Origin of the sequence: Streptomyces sp. NPDC059832 (assembly GCF_042731715.1) — a bacterium.
Classification (GTDB): Bacteria; Actinomycetota; Actinomycetes; order Streptomycetales; family Streptomycetaceae; genus Streptomyces.
Genome location: NZ_JBHWIY010000017.1, coordinates 87,526 through 102,045 on the forward strand (window position 1 = coordinate 87,526; position 14,520 = coordinate 102,045).

General features: G+C 69.9%; 17 protein-coding genes. 8 read left to right on the forward strand and 9 right to left on the reverse strand.

Features of this window, described 5'->3' with window-relative positions; genetic code table 11:
• The first annotated feature begins 111 nt into the window (after nt 1-111).
• Nucleotides 112-903, forward strand: coding sequence for a hypothetical protein (locus ACFV8T_RS27430; RefSeq protein ID WP_385332371.1), 792 nt, complete (start codon nt 112-114; stop codon nt 901-903).
• Nucleotides 904-1,170: 267 nt separating this feature from the next.
• Nucleotides 1,171-1,512 (forward strand): SCO0607 family lipoprotein, encoded by a 342-nt coding sequence (locus ACFV8T_RS27435; RefSeq protein WP_385332373.1) that lies wholly within the window; start codon nt 1,171-1,173, stop codon nt 1,510-1,512.
• Between the two features lie 19 nt (nt 1,513-1,531).
• On the opposite strand, the gene ACFV8T_RS27440 is transcribed toward ACFV8T_RS27435, so the two are convergent.
• Together ACFV8T_RS27440 and ACFV8T_RS27445 are read right to left on the reverse strand one after the other, a co-directional pair.
• The gene (locus ACFV8T_RS27440; protein WP_093540259.1) at nt 1,532-1,774 is read right to left on the reverse strand and encodes a hypothetical protein; all 243 of its coding nucleotides are present in this window, start codon (nt 1,772-1,774) and stop codon (nt 1,532-1,534) included.
• On the reverse strand, nt 1,771-2,019 hold the full coding sequence (locus ACFV8T_RS27445) for a hypothetical protein (protein WP_266416166.1): 249 nt from the start codon (nt 2,017-2,019) through the stop codon (nt 1,771-1,773). The genes ACFV8T_RS27440 and ACFV8T_RS27445 overlap by 4 nt, the downstream gene beginning before the upstream one ends.
• Nucleotides 2,020-2,154: 135 nt before the next feature.
• On the opposite strand from ACFV8T_RS27445, the gene ACFV8T_RS27450 reads away from it, so the two are divergent.
• Both ACFV8T_RS27450 and ACFV8T_RS27455 read left to right on the forward strand, forming a co-directional pair.
• The gene (locus ACFV8T_RS27450) at nt 2,155-2,760 is read left to right on the forward strand and encodes a hypothetical protein (RefSeq protein ID WP_385332377.1); all 606 of its coding nucleotides are present in this window, start codon (nt 2,155-2,157) and stop codon (nt 2,758-2,760) included.
• 72 nt (nt 2,761-2,832) lie between these two features.
• Nucleotides 2,833-3,243, forward strand: coding sequence for a hypothetical protein (locus ACFV8T_RS27455; RefSeq protein WP_385332380.1), 411 nt, complete (start codon nt 2,833-2,835; stop codon nt 3,241-3,243).
• Nucleotides 3,244-3,282: 39 nt separating this feature from the next.
• On the opposite strand, the gene ACFV8T_RS27460 is transcribed toward ACFV8T_RS27455, so the two are convergent.
• From ACFV8T_RS27460 to ACFV8T_RS27470, 3 genes are all read right to left on the reverse strand, one after another.
• Nucleotides 3,283-4,413: a catalase family protein gene (locus ACFV8T_RS27460; RefSeq protein ID WP_385332383.1), complete on the reverse strand. Its 1,131-nt coding sequence runs from the start codon at nt 4,411-4,413 to the stop codon at nt 3,283-3,285.
• 54 nt (nt 4,414-4,467) lie between these two features.
• Nucleotides 4,468-5,820: a Dyp-type peroxidase gene (locus tag ACFV8T_RS27465; RefSeq protein WP_385332386.1), complete on the reverse strand. Its 1,353-nt coding sequence runs from the start codon at nt 5,818-5,820 to the stop codon at nt 4,468-4,470.
• A 118-nt stretch (nt 5,821-5,938) separates the two neighbouring features.
• On the reverse strand, nt 5,939-6,529 hold the full coding sequence (locus tag ACFV8T_RS27470) for a hypothetical protein (protein ID WP_385332389.1): 591 nt from the start codon (nt 6,527-6,529) through the stop codon (nt 5,939-5,941).
• Between the two features lie 363 nt (nt 6,530-6,892).
• Here ACFV8T_RS27470 and ACFV8T_RS27475 point away from each other — a divergent pair, with 363 nt between their 5' ends.
• The gene (locus ACFV8T_RS27475; protein WP_385332392.1) at nt 6,893-7,570 is read left to right on the forward strand and encodes a GAP family protein; all 678 of its coding nucleotides are present in this window, start codon (nt 6,893-6,895) and stop codon (nt 7,568-7,570) included.
• 125 nt (nt 7,571-7,695) lie between these two features.
• Here the strand turns inward: ACFV8T_RS27475 and ACFV8T_RS27480 are convergent, their stop codons facing one another.
• On the reverse strand, nt 7,696-8,454 hold the full coding sequence (locus ACFV8T_RS27480) for a phosphoglyceromutase (RefSeq protein WP_266416147.1): 759 nt from the start codon (nt 8,452-8,454) through the stop codon (nt 7,696-7,698).
• 205 nt (nt 8,455-8,659) lie between these two features.
• Between ACFV8T_RS27480 and ACFV8T_RS27485 the strand changes: the two genes are divergently transcribed.
• A complete protein-coding gene (locus ACFV8T_RS27485) occupies nt 8,660-9,967 on the forward strand; it encodes an MDR family MFS transporter (protein WP_385332395.1) in 1,308 nt (435 codons plus the stop codon).
• 84 nt (nt 9,968-10,051) lie between these two features.
• On the opposite strand, the gene ACFV8T_RS27490 is transcribed toward ACFV8T_RS27485, so the two are convergent.
• Together ACFV8T_RS27490 and phoU are read right to left on the reverse strand one after the other, a co-directional pair.
• Nucleotides 10,052-10,201, reverse strand: a complete 150-nt coding sequence (locus tag ACFV8T_RS27490; protein WP_177328251.1) for a hypothetical protein — start codon at nt 10,199-10,201, stop codon at nt 10,052-10,054.
• A gap of 194 nt (nt 10,202-10,395) precedes the next feature.
• Entirely contained in the window at nt 10,396-11,073 is a 678-nt protein-coding gene (gene phoU, locus ACFV8T_RS27495; protein WP_383772493.1) for a phosphate signaling complex protein PhoU, read from the reverse strand.
• A 198-nt stretch (nt 11,074-11,271) separates the two neighbouring features.
• Here phoU and ACFV8T_RS27500 point away from each other — a divergent pair, with 198 nt between their 5' ends.
• Both ACFV8T_RS27500 and ACFV8T_RS27505 read left to right on the forward strand, forming a co-directional pair.
• Nucleotides 11,272-12,546, forward strand: coding sequence for a sensor histidine kinase (locus tag ACFV8T_RS27500; protein ID WP_385332398.1), 1,275 nt, complete (start codon nt 11,272-11,274; stop codon nt 12,544-12,546).
• The gene (locus ACFV8T_RS27505) at nt 12,543-13,223 is read left to right on the forward strand and encodes a response regulator transcription factor (protein WP_072487966.1); all 681 of its coding nucleotides are present in this window, start codon (nt 12,543-12,545) and stop codon (nt 13,221-13,223) included. The genes ACFV8T_RS27500 and ACFV8T_RS27505 overlap by 4 nt, the downstream gene beginning before the upstream one ends.
• Before the next feature lie 90 nt (nt 13,224-13,313).
• Here ACFV8T_RS27505 and ACFV8T_RS27510 read toward each other — a convergent pair whose 3' ends face one another.
• A complete protein-coding gene (locus ACFV8T_RS27510; RefSeq protein ID WP_385332401.1) occupies nt 13,314-13,976 on the reverse strand; it encodes a DUF461 domain-containing protein in 663 nt (220 codons plus the stop codon).
• Nucleotides 13,977-14,520 lie beyond the last annotated feature (544 nt).

The following is a 14,520-nucleotide window of genomic DNA, read 5'->3' on the forward strand; positions in this document are numbered from 1 at the left end:
CACAGCGCCGTCACGATCGCATCCCATGCCCGACTTGATTGATCATCAAACCAATTTCCGCTCATAGAGTGAGCAAAACCGAACACCCAGCTCATAGAGACGGACCGGACCATGCGCTCCACCGCCGTACGCCGTACCGCTGTTGCCGCCACCGCGGTGTCCCTGGCCCTGCTCGCCACCGCGTGCGGCGGCGGCTCGGACTCCGGTTCCGGGGACAAGGGGGCGGACGCCAAGGGCAAGGAGTCCGCGGCCGCCGCGCCCGCGGGCAAGGCGCTGACCGCCGCCGAGCTGGAGAAGGCCGCGCTGACCCAGGGCGACGTCAAGGGGCACAAGATCTCCAAGGCCGCGGCCAAGGATGTGGTCTCCGCCGACGACATCAAGGTCGAGAAGGAGGTCTGCACCCCGTTCGCCGACGCGCTGATGGGTGCGCAGGTCGGTGAGCCGGGAGCGTTCACCAAGCGCACGGTCGTCAGCGAACCGAAGAAGAGCAGCCTGGACAAGCAGGACAGCGGGGACGCCGAGGAGGCGTTCAAGGCGGCGTTCGACATCACGACGACGCAGCTGGCCCTCGGTTCGTACGACGGCAGGGGCGCGCAGGAGTCGGTCGCCTCGCTGCGCACCGCGGCCACCGAGTGCGCCGGTGGCTTCGCGTTCACGGCGGCCGGTGAGAAGCAGAAGGTCAGCAAGATCACCGAGGAGCAGGTCAAGGGCGGCGAGGAGGCGGCAGCCTGGTCCGTTCAGGTGGAACAGGGTGGGGAGAAGGTCGAATTCAAGCTCGTGGCCATGCGTCAGGGCGCCTCGTTCGCCTCGTTCTCCTCGATGAACCTGGCAGCGATGGGCGGCGGCGGGGACTTCGAGCTGCCGACCGCGGTGGTCGAGGCGCAGGCCGCGAAGCTGGCCTAAGGGCTGTCCCGTAATCCCTGGTGGATCAGCGTGCGGCGTCAGATGCGGTGCATCGCAAGGCGGAGGGACGCCCGAATACTGGATGTATTCGGGCGTTCCGACAACGCGGCGAGGTGCCGTAGCTGTCGTCGCACGCCCGCCAGGGATTACGGGACAGCCCTAGGGGCGGACGAGTACGTGGCGTCCCGCACGTGAGTATTCGTACTCATGATCGGAGTTTCGCGCCCCGTGCAGGCTGGTAGTACCAGCCGGCGACGAGGAGCGAACATGTATGGGATCAGTCGACTCGGCCGGGGGGCGTCCGCGAGGAGCGGACGCCGCCTGAGCCGTTCCGCAGTGGGGCTCGCCCTGGCCTCCGTCACCGTGGCGGCGCTGACCACGGGCTGCTCGCTGGAGGACGCGATCTGCGGCGGCGGCGAGTACCCGGTCATGACGATCGGGGGCACCGGATCGGCCTGCGTGTCCGACGACGAGGACCCGCCGAAGGGGTACGTCCGGTACCCGAAGGGCAAGGTCCCCGAGCACGTGGACGACAAGTGGGACAAGTACTGGCGGACCCACAGCGTGGACAAGGACGGCCGGATCATCGAAGTCCCCGCCGGTTCCTAGGAGTCGGGCCGGCGCCGGTTCAGGGCAGCGGGACGAGCCTCACCACGGTGACGATCAGGACGGACCCGGAGACGTAATAGAGCACGATCGCCCCGGCGACCGTCGCCTCGCGGCGGTCGCGCTCGCTCTTGACGGCCGACGACCCGTGTCCGTACGGGTCGAGACCCAGGGTGCGGGCCATCTCGGCGCGGAAGGTCTCGCCGTCGCGCATCTTGGCCAGGGAGTCGTCGGCGGGCGGTGCGTAGGAGATACGGAAGCTCAAGCGACGCTCCGCCTCTCGGCCTCGTCCTGCGCCAGCCGGTCCAGGATCCGTTCGGCCTCGGGATCGGGTACGGCCTCCAGCATCCAGTGCCGCATCACGGCCTGGATCTCGTGCACACCCGCCTCGTTGATGGCGCGGTCGAACTCCTCGCGTCTCTCCTCGGGCAGTGTGGCCCGGATGGCCGGAATACTGTTGGGCACGTCGACTTCGGCACCGCCGACGAAGGTCTTCAGGGGCTCGCCCATGGTTGCTCTCCCCGCTCTCCTTGCTCTCCCCGCACGGCCCGTCCGGTCGGCTCCGCCCTTGCGAGGGCCGGTACTCGGGTCACCGTAGCGCCAGCGCCGACGACGGACACGGAGCCCACGCGATACGTTCGCCCCGTGACAGCGACATCATGGGACATATTGCTGATCGGTGGGGCTTCGGGCGTCGGCAAGAGCCGGGCGGCGGCCCAACTGGCCGGTGCATCGGACGAGTCGAAAGGGTTCGTGGTCGAGTTCGACGACGTCGTCAGCGCCGTCGAGGCCATGACGACAGCCGAACACCACCCCGCACTCCACCACTTCGACGGCATCCCCGACACGGCGCGGCTCACCGTCGACCAGGTGCTGGATCTCCAGATCGCCACCGCACGGGCCCTCGAACCCGCGGTGCTGGGCGTGGTCCGCAACCGCCTGACCGTCGACGTGCCCGCCGTGATCGAGGGCGACTACCTCACCCCGGCCGCCGCGGCGGAAGCGATCCGCGAGGGACGGGCGGCCGGACGCCGGGTACGGGCGGTGTTCCTGCACGAACAGGACCCGGACCGGATCACCGCCAACTACGCCTCCCGGGAGCCCGACAGCGGCGAGCAGCGGCACCGGGCACAGGTCAGTGCCGCGTACTCGCACTGGCTCGCCGACCAGGCGGCCCGGCACGGGCTGCCGGTGGTCGAGTGCCGCCCCTGGGACGGCCTCGCGGGGCGCGTGGAGCGGGCGTTGGGGTAGGGCGGGCCTGCCCGGCGGATCAGGGCCGGTGGACCGGCCGGCGTTGTCGGACCCCCGCCGTACGCTCGGGCCATGAGCGTTTCTGTCTACTACAGCGCCCGCCGGGCGGAGCCGCTGACCGGGGCCGAGTCCGCCGTGATCGAGCGCGTCGTCGCCGCCCGCAGGGAGTCCTTCCCGTACGACGACGAGGAGAGCCTGTACCTGTACGGCCCGGGTGACGGCGACGAGGACGACGAGATCGTCGCCGGGTCCACGAAACTGCCGAGCGACCCCGGCCGGTGGCTGCCGGTGACGGCCCATGTGCTCGACTCCGTCACCGAGCTGCGCCGCGCCGTCGGGGGAGCGCAGTGGCACGTCCACCTGGATGACGTCGACGTCCCGTGGGACGAGGGGGAGGGATACGTACTGCCCGGCATGCGCGACGCGACACCCGTCGCCGAACCCGGCGGCCTCCACGACGCCCCGGGCGGACAGGCGGGGTGAGGGGGCCGGGGCGGGCGCTTGCCCCGGTGCCGGTCGGCTTCATCGGGGTGGGCCAAGTACCTCGTCGGCGCTGCGGGGTTCTGTCCGCGGCTGTCGGTTGAGCTCGTGGCGCGTGATGGAGGATCGCCGGTAGACCTCCTTGCGGGCCCGCATGATGTTGCCGAGGGGCGCGTGCTCGGCGGTGACCCGCCAGGGCGTGAAGGACAGCGAGTCCATCTTCTCCAGGTTCTCCGGGCCGGAGATGTCCTGCCGCGGCAGCCGCAGCTTCGCCACGGTGACGGACGGCGAGAGCTGTTCGGGCCACTCCACGGTGGTGTCCTCCACCGGCATGCGCTCCAGGTCGGTGCAGAGCTGGACCTGGATGTCGAAGGCGTAGGGCCGTTCCTGCAGTTCGGCCTGGAGGGCCGGCCGGAAGACCTCCTGCGCGGAGGCCGGGTCGATGTCGCGGCGGACCACCGCGGCGGCGGAGGACGGCTCGGGGGTGATGCGCACCTTGGCGATGTAGTCCCCGTGCCGGACCGCGCCCATCGTCCAGTAGCTCGACAGCAAAAGGTTGGCCGGGGGAGTCTTCGACAGGCGCAGGAAGGCCAGGAATTCGTCCCACGCCCAGTTGTCCTGGTCCAGCGTGCCCTTTCCGGTCACGAAATCGGTGAAGAAGCGATGCGCGCCGGGCCGTCCCCGGGAGAAGTAGGCCGGCGCGTTCAGGAACAATTCCTGGATGAACAGATAGTGCTCGACCGTGTTGCAGAAGAAGATCGGTCCGTTGATGTTGGCGTAGTCGAATGTGCCTGTGTCCGGTTCGTCTTCCAGCAGGGTCGGGCCGGGGACGCCGAAGATCTTCAGCGCCAGTCCGGTGGCGGCGCCCAGTCGCGCGTCGGCTCCGGCGTGGGGCGAACCGTTGGAGAAGCGGATGAGCGCATCGTGGGTTCCCGGGGTCGCGTAGATGCCCTGGGCGTACTCGGGGGGAAGCCCGTCCAGGATCTCCACTTCCCCCCGGACCAGCCCGTAGCCCTTGGCGTGGGCGTCGCGCAGGGCCTGTCCGGTACCACCGGCCTCGACCGACTCGGCGATGTAGCTCTCGGTCTTCTCGATCACCGTCCGCAGGTTCTCGTCGAAGTGCGGGTCAGCGTCTTCGACATCAGGCGTGTAGCGGACGAACTGCGCTGCCATGACTTCGACCTCTCCTCGGAGAGCATGATCGGACCTGGGGGGTGGGCCTTGCCGTCAGTCCTCCAGTTCGGCGAGCCAGCGCAGGGCACGCAGACCCGGCAGGAAGCAGTACTCGCCACCACGGGTGACCACGAAGCCGGGCAGGTTCCGCAGGCGACGCCGGACCGGCTTCTCGGGGATGGTGACGGTGCCGGTTCCGCCGTGATGCCCGGCCACCGGGTCCTGCTCGCCGGGGTAGCCGATGAAGTTGCCGTCGTTGACCCACTCGGCCTTGATGAACTCGAACTGCCGTTCCAGGTGGGCCCCGATGAAGACTCCGACCAGGCCCCGGTCGGCACCGTCGTCCTCCAGCACGCCCTCGGGCAGCGGCGGCCCGTAGGTGGTGCCGCGACGGATGAGGCGGTGCATCCGTGCGTCGCCGATGATGGTGGAATCGCGGGGGTTGGTGCGCCGGATGTGCGCACCGGCGGGGCACCGGAAGCCGCGATCGTCGTTCTCCCGGTACAGGAAGTTGTTGACGCGGTGCGGATCGGCCGCCAGCTCCGGATCATCGTGCTCCGGCGCGAGGGTCAGCGGCGCCCCGCTGGGCCAGCGCCCGACCATCTTCGCCGCCAGGAGCGCCTCCTCCTCGGCGCCGGAGCTGTTCGCGCGCAGGTATCGGCGCCAGGCCGCCACATTGGTGTGGATCTTGCGGACGGCCACGTAGGTCCCGTTGCGCCCCAGCACATCGGGGCCGGGCATGGGCGGCAGGCTGCCGGTCTCGTCGGGGTAGCCGAGGATGAACTCGCCCGCCTTGATGGGGGTTTCCTGCGGGTTGGAGCCGGGCAGCCCGACGCCCTCGATGTTCGGGTGGCTGATGCCGTCACGGAAGCCGAAGGTGGTGCGCCCGGTCGGGAGCTGGCGTACCTCCTGCTGCCAGATCACCTGGACACCGGGGGTCTCCTCGTAGGCGAGACGGGCCCGCTCCAGTTCCTCCTCCAGCCGGGCCGTATCCGAGGAGAGCGCGCTCAACGCGATGTGGACATCGCCCGTTCCGAACGGTGCCTCCCAGTGGGCCGGTGCGCTCTCGCCCACGTCGCCGATCTTCTCCGCCCGAGCGGCCATGCCCTCACGGAACGCCCGCGGAAAGCTGTCCAGCGACTCCTGTGGCACCCCCAGGGCCCTCAGCCCCTGGTAGGTGAACGCCACAGCCACCCAGGCGTCCTGCCTCCGATCAGCGCCGGGCAGGCCACCCGAGGTCATGGGAATCAGCCGCCGCAGCAGGGCGCGCCCGGCCTGGCGGTCATCGACGCGCAGGAAGACGAACTTTCCCTCGTAGGGCACGGGCCGTGGACGCAGTGCCCCGCTCTGGACGTCGTCGATCTCGACGCGCCCGCCGGCCGTGCTGCTGCTTGCCGTCGCATTCATGCCTGCTCGTGCCTCCACATCGGTCGCCGCCCGGACAGCCCCGGCAGCGACTGGTCCGCGCCCGCCGACGCGGTCCACAGATGTGGGGTCGGCTCTGAGGGTCGGTCGTGTCCCGGTTCTAGGCCGAGGCTTCCGCCAGCAGCTTCTGGAAGGCCGGGGTGGCCACCAGCTCGGCGTTCGCCGGGTTGTCCAGCGCCGCCCGGAACTCCGGGGTGTCCAGCACGTCCTGGAACGCGTCGTCCACTCGCTGGTCCTTGTAGATCTGCTGAACGGTCAGATCGGGGTAGGCGCTGACGAAGACCCCCGCAGGCGCCTGGTGGGCGACGAACCAGTCCTTGGCTCCCGGATCGCTGACGCCGGGGAACCCCTCGCTGTGCGAGAAGACCTTGTCGAAGCGGGACCCGACCACCGTCTGGGCGAAGTCGTCGATGTAGGTGTCCCAGGAGCCGTCGAAGACGCTGGCGAACATGAACCGGGTGTCGTTGTCGAAGATCACGTGCCGTGCGTCATGCAGGGTGCCGATCTGGCGCACCGCTGCGTGGACCTTCTCGTCGTCCGCCGCGTCGGAGAGCGTGGCGAGATCCTCACGCAGGGCATCGGCCTCGCCCGGCTTGATCCTGGTGAAGACGGTGAACTCGCTGCAGACCCCGTCCGACCTGCCTGGCCGCTCGGGGTGAGCTGATCGGACCGCCCCTGTCGCCGCAGTCATCGTGAGATTCTCCTGCCACCGATCGATGCAAGGTCGCCAAGCGCCCGGAACATGGGACGCCATCGCCCTCACACATCAATCCTCACCACGGATGCGCTGCCTCGCATCTCGGCTCCTGGGCGCGACGTCATTGCGTTCCGTGCCGCGTCCGCTCCCGAGGACAGATCAGGCCGGGCGCAGGAGGATGGAATCGGGACAGGCCGAGTACGTCGGCGTCGCCCCTCCTGGCAGCCCCTCACGCGCGGCCCTGACCACAGCGGCGCAGCCGATCACGCAACCGCCCGTCGCGCCGCCCAGGCGGTCGTGGCACCCGCTTCCGAGTCCTGCTGCGGATCGCCACGCCGACCCCACAGGGAGGCAACCATGGGCCAGGTTCTCGGCGACGTACTGGGCTTCTCGGCCGCCGTCGCGGTCAGCCCGCTCCCGATCATCGCGATCATCCTCGTACTCGCCACGCCCCGGGGGCGTCTCAACGGAGTCCTGTTCACCGTCGGCTGGATCCTGGGACTCTCGGCACTGGGCGCGGTGATGCTGGCGATCGCTTCCCCCGCAGGTGCCTCCGCCCACAATCAGCCGGCCACCTGGGTGGGAGCCCTCAAGCTCGCTCTGGGCGTGCTCCTCGTCCTCTTCGGCGCTCGGCAATGGCATCGGCGTCCCAAGGATCCCTCGCAGGCCCAGCTGCCGAAGTGGATGGGCGCGATCGACCGCCTCACGCCGGTCAAGGTCTTCGCACTCGGACTGGCCCTGGCCGCGCTCAACGCCAAGAACGCCCCGCTGACCATCGCCGCGGGCGCCGCGATCGGCTCGGCCGGCCTGCCGGTCGGGCAGCAGATCGCATCCCTGGCCATCTTTGTCCTGATCGCCACCCTCGGCCTGCTGGTCCCGCTGGGAGTCTTCCTGCTCGGGGGAGAGCGGGCCAGGACCACCCTCGGCAACTGGAAGGACTGGGCCGCTCAGCACAATGTCGCCGTGATGGCCGTCCTGTTCTTCGTTCTCGGGCTGAAACTGCTCGGAGACGGCATCTCCGTCCTCAGCTCCTGACAGGCCTGCCGCCGTCTTCGATGCGGCCCGGTCCGGCTCCTCCCGCACCTGACGGCCGGCCTCAGCGCAGTGACAAGCCCCCTGCCCGCGGAGCGTCCGCAGGCAGGGGGCTTGATCGTTCCGGGCTACTTCTTGCCCTGGTTCTTCACGGCCTCGATGGCGGCCTTCGCCGCGTCCGGGTCGAGGTACGTGCCGCCCGGCTTCAACGGGCGGAAGTCGGCGTCCAGCTCGTAGACGAGCGGGATGCCGGTCGGGATGTTCAGGCCCGAGATGTCGGCGTCGGAGATGCCGTCGAGGTGCTTGACCAGGGCCCGGAGGCTGTTTCCGTGGGCGGCGACCAGGACGGTCCTGCCGTCGAGGAGGTCCGGGACGATGTCGTCGTACCAGTACGGCAGCATGCGGACGACGACGTCCTTGAGGCACTCGGTGCGCGGGCGCAGCTCCGGCGGGATCGTCGCGTAGCGCGGGTCGTCGCTCTGCGAGAACTCGGTGCCGTCCTCCAGGGCGGGCGGCGGGGTGTCGTAGGAGCGGCGCCAGAGCATGAACTGCTCCTCGCCGAACTCGGCGAGCGTCTGCGCCTTGTCCTTGCCCTGGAGGGCGCCGTAGTGGCGCTCGTTCAGCCGCCAGGAGCGGTGGACGGGGATCCAGTGGCGGTCCGCGGACTCCAGCGCGAGCTGCGCGGTGCGGATGGCGCGCTTCTGGAGGGAGGTGTGGAGGACATCGGGGAGCAGACCGGCGTCCTTGAGCAGCTCACCGCCGCGGACTGCCTCCTTCTCGCCCTTCTCCGTGAGGTTGACGTCCACCCAGCCGGTGAACAGGTTCTTCGCGTTCCATTCGCTCTCGCCGTGGCGGAGGAGGATCAGCTTGTACGGTGCGTCGGCCATGGGCCCGAGCGTAATCGAACCCGTACGGGCGCCGCGCGGCCGGTCACAGGGCGGACAGGGCGGTCGGAGCGGACGGCCGGGAGCGGACGATTGACGGCAGACGTCAATTGACTGGCGGAGCGGAATCCGGGATTCGTAACGTACGGAAAGCCACCGGGCCTCTTACCGATGATGTCCGTTCCGTACTTCCCTGGGGGGATTCCGTATGTCTGTCGCCGGTCTCAGACGGGCCGCACGCGAATCCGTGTCCGGGCTCCCCAGGCAGTTCTGGTGGCTGTGGACCAGCACGCTGGTCAACCGCCTCGGCGGGTTCGTCGCCACGTTCATGGCGCTCTACCTGACCCTGGACCGGGGCTACTCGGCCTCGTACGCCGGTCTGGTCGCCGCGCTGCACGGGCTCGGCGGGGTCGTCTCCTCGCTCGGGGCGGGGGTGATGACCGACCGGCTCGGCCGCCGGCCCACCATGCTCATCGCGCAGACGTCGACGGCCGCGTCCGTGGCCGTGCTCGGATTCATGGTCCATCCGGTGGCGATTGCGGCGGTCGCCTTCGTCGTCGGCATGGCCAGCAACGCGTCGCGGCCCGCCGTGCAGGCGATGATGGCCGACATCGTCCGGCCAGAGGACCGGGTGCGGGCCTTCTCGCTCAACTACTGGGCCATCAACCTCGGCTTCGCCGTCTCGTCGGCCGGTGCCGGGTTCGTCGCCGAGTACAGCTATCTCGCCGGGTTCCTCGGCGAGGCCGCGATGACGCTGGCCTGCGCCGTCGTCGTCTTCATGAAGGTGCCCGAGACGCGGCCGGAGAAGCCGGTGGTGTCCGGACGCACGGTCGACGACGGTGCGGAGGAGGTCCGGCTCTCGACCGTGCTGCGCGACGGAAGGTTCATGAGCGTCGTCGGGCTGTCCTTCGTCATCGCCCTGATCTTCCAGCAGGGGTACGTGGGGCTGCCGGTGGCCATGGGGGCGGACGGGTTCTCCAGCTCCGACTTCGGTACCGCGGTCGCCGTCAACGGGGTGCTGATCGTGGTGCTCCAGATCCCCGTCACCCGCTTCATCCAGCACCGCGATCCGCGCCGGCTGCTCCTCGTGTCGTCGCTGCTGGCGGGATACGGATTCGGACTGACCGCGTTCGCCGGGTCGGTCGCGGTCTACGCGCTGACCATCTGCGTCTGGACGGTCGCCGAGATCGTCAACTCGCCGATCCAGAGCAGTCTGGTCGTCCGGCTGTCGCCCGCCCGGGGCCGTGGCCGCTACCAGGGCATGTACACGATGTCGTGGTCCGCCGCCGCGCTGATCGCGCCGCTGATGTCGGGCCTGGTGATCGACCGTTTCGGGGCGCAGTGGCTGTGGGGCGCGTGCGCCGTCCTGGGTACCGGGGCCGCGCTGGGGTACTGGCTGCTGATGCGGAACCTGCCGGGGGCGGACGGGGCGGCGTCCGAGGGTAGCCGGGTCGCGGAGAGCGGCGGGGCAGAGCCCGCTTCCGGAGCCGAGGCCGCCGTCGAGCGGACGGGCTGAGAGCCGCCGCACCGCACACGGCGGCGCCCCGCGCGGAGCGGATCGGCTCCGCGCGGGGCACCGCCGGTATTCCGTGGCGGCCCGTCAGCCGCAGCAGCCACCGCACTGGCACGGGGCACCGGACTGGCAGCCGCAGCCGCAGCCCGAGCCGCAGCCGCAGGCGCCGAGCAGGGTCAGGTGCACCACTTCGGCGGGTGCCTCCTGCTGGGGGTCGGTAGTGGGGGAATCGGCCATGGTTCCTCCTCAAGGCGTACGACAGGGCCGTACGCCACAACGACGCGCGTACGACCGGGGCGTACGTACAAGGCGTGCCGCCCCACCCCATTTCATGCCCACCCCGGCGGGCGCATCAACGGCGCACATACGCAGAGACATTTGTGCGACCGGATGCGCCCACGCACGCCCATGCGCGCCGTGCGATGACGCGATTACGCGCCCTCCACCGGCGTCTGCTGCTGGATCTCGTCGGCGTGCTCGCCCGTCACCAGGTAGACGACCCGCTTGGCGACCGACACCGCGTGGTCCGCGAAGCGCTCGTAGTAGCGGCCGAGCAGGGTCACGTCGACAGCGGTCTCGATGCCGTGCTTCCAGCGGTCGTCCATCAGGTGCTGGAACAGCGTGCGGTGCAGCAGGTCCATCTCGTCGTCGTCCTGCTCCAGCTGGAGCGCCAGATCGACGTCCTTGGTGATGATCACCTCGGCGGCCTTGGCCATCAGGCGCTGCGCCAGCTGCCCCATCTCCAGGATGGTGGCGTGCAGGTCGTGCGGCACCGCCGACTGCGGGAACCGCAGCCGGGTCAGCTTGGCGACGTGCTGGGCGAGGTCGCCCGAGCGCTCCAGGTCGGCGCTCATCCGCAGGGAGGTGACCACGATGCGCAGATCCGTCGCCACGGGCTGCTGACGCGCGAGCAGGGCGATGGCCCGCGCCTCCAGGTCGTGCTGAAGGTCGTCGACCTTCTGGTCGGCGGCGATCACGCTCTCCGCGAGCTTGAGATCGGCATCGAGCATGGACGTCGTCGCCCGGCCGATCGCCGACCCGACGAGACGGGCCATCTCGACCAGCCCTTCGCCGATCGAGTCGAGTTCCTCGTGGTACGCGTCACGCATGGAAGTCCCTCTCCAGTCCTCTTCTTAAGGCCGGGGCCAGGTGCGAACCCCACGCTGCCACCCTGAGTGGCGTACGCGTCGGCTTCCGGCCGCCCAAGTGAACCAACCCTTGCTCCTCGGTGAACTCTGGGCGACGAGTGTTCGGATACGCACTCGGATGGCTGGGAGAGTCCTCCCGGACCCGCATAACCTTGACGTATGGACGTGAACGCGGCAGTCGCCGCAGCTGCGGCGATCGGCGGTGCATGTACCGGCGTGATCGCCATGCTTGCGTTCCGCTGGAGCGAGCGCGACCAGAAGAAGCCGACGCGAACCTCCATGCGGCCCGACAGCAACGCACCCCTGCCGCCCGGGGTGGACACGGTCCTGTCCGTGCTCAGCTCCTCGGCGGTCGTGCTCGACGAGAGCGACAGCGTGGTCAAGGCCAGCTCCGCCGCCTATGCGCTGGGACTGGTCAGGGGCGGACGGCTCGCCGTCGACGCGATGCTGAACATGGCCAGGGACACCCGCCGGGACGGTGAGATACGCCAGGTCGAGCTGGACCTTCCCCGGCGCGGTACGGGCCGTGGCGAGGCCCTCGCGGTCTCCGCCCGGGTCGCCCCGCTCGGCTCCCGGCTGGTGCTCCTGCTGGTCGAGGACCTCACCGAGGCCCGCCGGATAGAAGCGGTACGGCGCGACTTCGTCGCCAATGTCAGCCATGAGCTCAAGACCCCGGTCGGCGCGCTCTCGCTGCTCTCCGAGGCCGTGATGGACGCCTCCGACGACCCGGAGGCGGTGGAGCGGTTCGCGGGCCGGATGCAGATCGAGGCGACCCGGCTGACCAACCTCGTACAGGAGATCATCGACCTCTCGCGGGTGCAGAACGACGACCCGCTGGAGGACGCCGAGCCGGTCCGGGTGGACGAGCTGGTGGCCGAGGCCATCGACCGCTGCCGCCAGCAGGCCGGCTCGAAGCAGATCACCATGGCGGCGGGCGGCACCGCGGAGCTCCGTATCTGGGGCAACCGCGGCCAGCTCGCCGCGGCGCTCGGCAACCTCGTCGAGAACGCCGTCAACTACAGCCCCGCCCGCACCCGAGTGGGCATCGCCGCCAGGCGACTGTCCGTGCCCGGCGGGGACCAGATCGAGATAGCCGTGACCGACCAGGGCATCGGCATCTCGGAGAAGGACCGCGAGCGGGTCTTCGAACGCTTCTACCGCGTCGACCCGGCCCGCTCACGGGCCACCGGTGGCACCGGCCTCGGCCTCGCCATCGTGAAGCACGTGGCCGCCTCGCACGGCGGGGAGGTCACCGTCTGGAGCTCGGAGGGCCAGGGCTCCACCTTCACCCTGCGGCTGCCCGAAGCGGGCTCCGTACGGGAACGGGACCGCAGCTCGGGCGGACCGCCCGTCGTCAACGGCGACGAGGGCACCCGTGGACCCGCTCACCCCGAAACCCTTGAATCATTCCCTGCCCCGGAGGTCCTTCCGTGACCCGAGTGCTCGTCGTCGAGGATGAGGAATCCTTCAGCGACGCCCTGTCCTACATGCTCCGCAAGGAAGGCTTCGAGGTCGCCATCGCGGCCACGGGCCCGGACGGGCTGGACGAGTTCGAGCGCAACGGCGCCGACCTCGTGCTGCTCGACCTGATGCTGCCGGGCCTGCCCGGCACGGAGGTCTGCCGTCAGCTGCGCAGCAGGTCCAATGTCCCAGTGATCATGGTCACGGCGAAGGACAGCGAGATCGACAAGGTCGTCGGCCTGGAAATAGGAGCCGACGACTACGTGACCAAGCCGTTCTCCTCGCGGGAGCTGGTCGCCCGCATCCGCGCGGTGCTGCGCCGCCGCGGCGAGCCGGAGGAGGTCACGCCGGCCGCCCTGGAGGCGGGCCCGGTCCGGATGGACGTGGACCGTCACGTCGTCACGGTCGCCGGCGGCAAGGTCGACCTCCCGCTCAAGGAGTTCGACCTGCTGGAGATGCTGCTGCGCAACGCGGGCCGGGTCCTGACCCGCATGCAGCTGATCGACCGGGTGTGGGGCGCGGACTACGTGGGCGACACCAAGACCCTCGACGTCCACGTCAAGCGGCTGCGCGCCAAGATCGAGCCCGACCCGGGCGCTCCGCGCTTCCTGGTGACGGTGCGGGGCCTGGGGTACAAGTTCGAGCCGTAAACCGTCAGGTACGCGAACGGCGGAGGGCGCCTCCCTTTCGGGGGCGCCCTCCGCCGTTCGCGTCTCCGCGTGTCGCTGTCCCGCGTGCGGTCAGCGGGCCTCGGTCGAGGCGGACGCGGCGTCGGTCGGGTCGGTCGTGTCGCTCGCCGAATCCGCAGAATCCGCCGGTGCGCCGCCCGGCGCGCCGGCGGTCGCGGAACCGGTCGGCGTCGCCCCGGGCGACTCCTTCGGCGCCGGCAGCGTGCTCGGGCCGGAGTCCGTGAAGTAGCTCGTCGCCGGCACGACGAACGCGCCGAGCGGGATCTCGCCGGTCGAGCTGAACTTGAAGACGACGGGCTGCACATTGCCCGCCTGGGCGGCCTCGCGGCCGTTCTCGATCACGGCGGAGGCGTTGCCCTTGCCGCCGAGGACCACCGAGCCGCCGGCCGGGACCACGACCGGTCCGGCGCCCTTGGCGGCGTGCAGCTGCACCGAGGCGCTCGAACCCGGCAGCGTGACGGCCTCCAGGGTCTGCGCCTTCGTGCCGTTGTTGAACAGCGTCGCGGCGACGACGGCCGGGCCCTCGGCGGTGCGCTCGGGCTGGGTGACGACGTTCGCGTTCTGGACGCTGATGTCACCGATGGTGGTGGCAGCGGTGTCCGGCCTGACCTTGAGCGTCGCTGCGTCATTGCCCGCACCGCACGCGGCGAGCGAGGCGATCGAGAACACGATGGCGGTGGCGGCGAGGGCGCCGTGTCGAAGGCTGCGGCTCACGGCGGCGGCAACTCCTTGAACGTGTCGGACTGCGGACGGGAGGGGAGCGACGTAAAGCCGCCCTAAGGGTGTGTCAGCGGCCTTAGGCTACCGAGCCGCCCCGCCCGCCCCGCACCCGACCCGCCCCTAGGCCCTGTCCCGTAATCCCCGGCGGGCGTGCGGGCCGGGCGTGCGGGCCCGGCAAAGGCCTGCGGGCCGCGCATGCCGAAACGGGTCGACACATGCCGTTCACATATCGCCGGTGATCAATTCATGGGGCGTGGCGCATTCCGTGCGCATAACCGATCACGCCGGGCCGCTGATCAATTCCATTGATCAACGGCACTTACCGCCGTACGGGTGATCGATCTCCGAACGGAGTACGGAAAGTTCATCATCTGGAACCCGGCAAAACGGGACGTTCGGCCCCTTCGTGGGGTGGTTCAGATGTGTGAGACGTGTGTGTTTCGCCCTGCCCGCACAACGGCTCCGACCTGCGAATACCGTCCCCCGTGAGCCTTCCGCAGCACGTGCGTGTTGCTGTTGTCAAGCCCCGAGATATGCC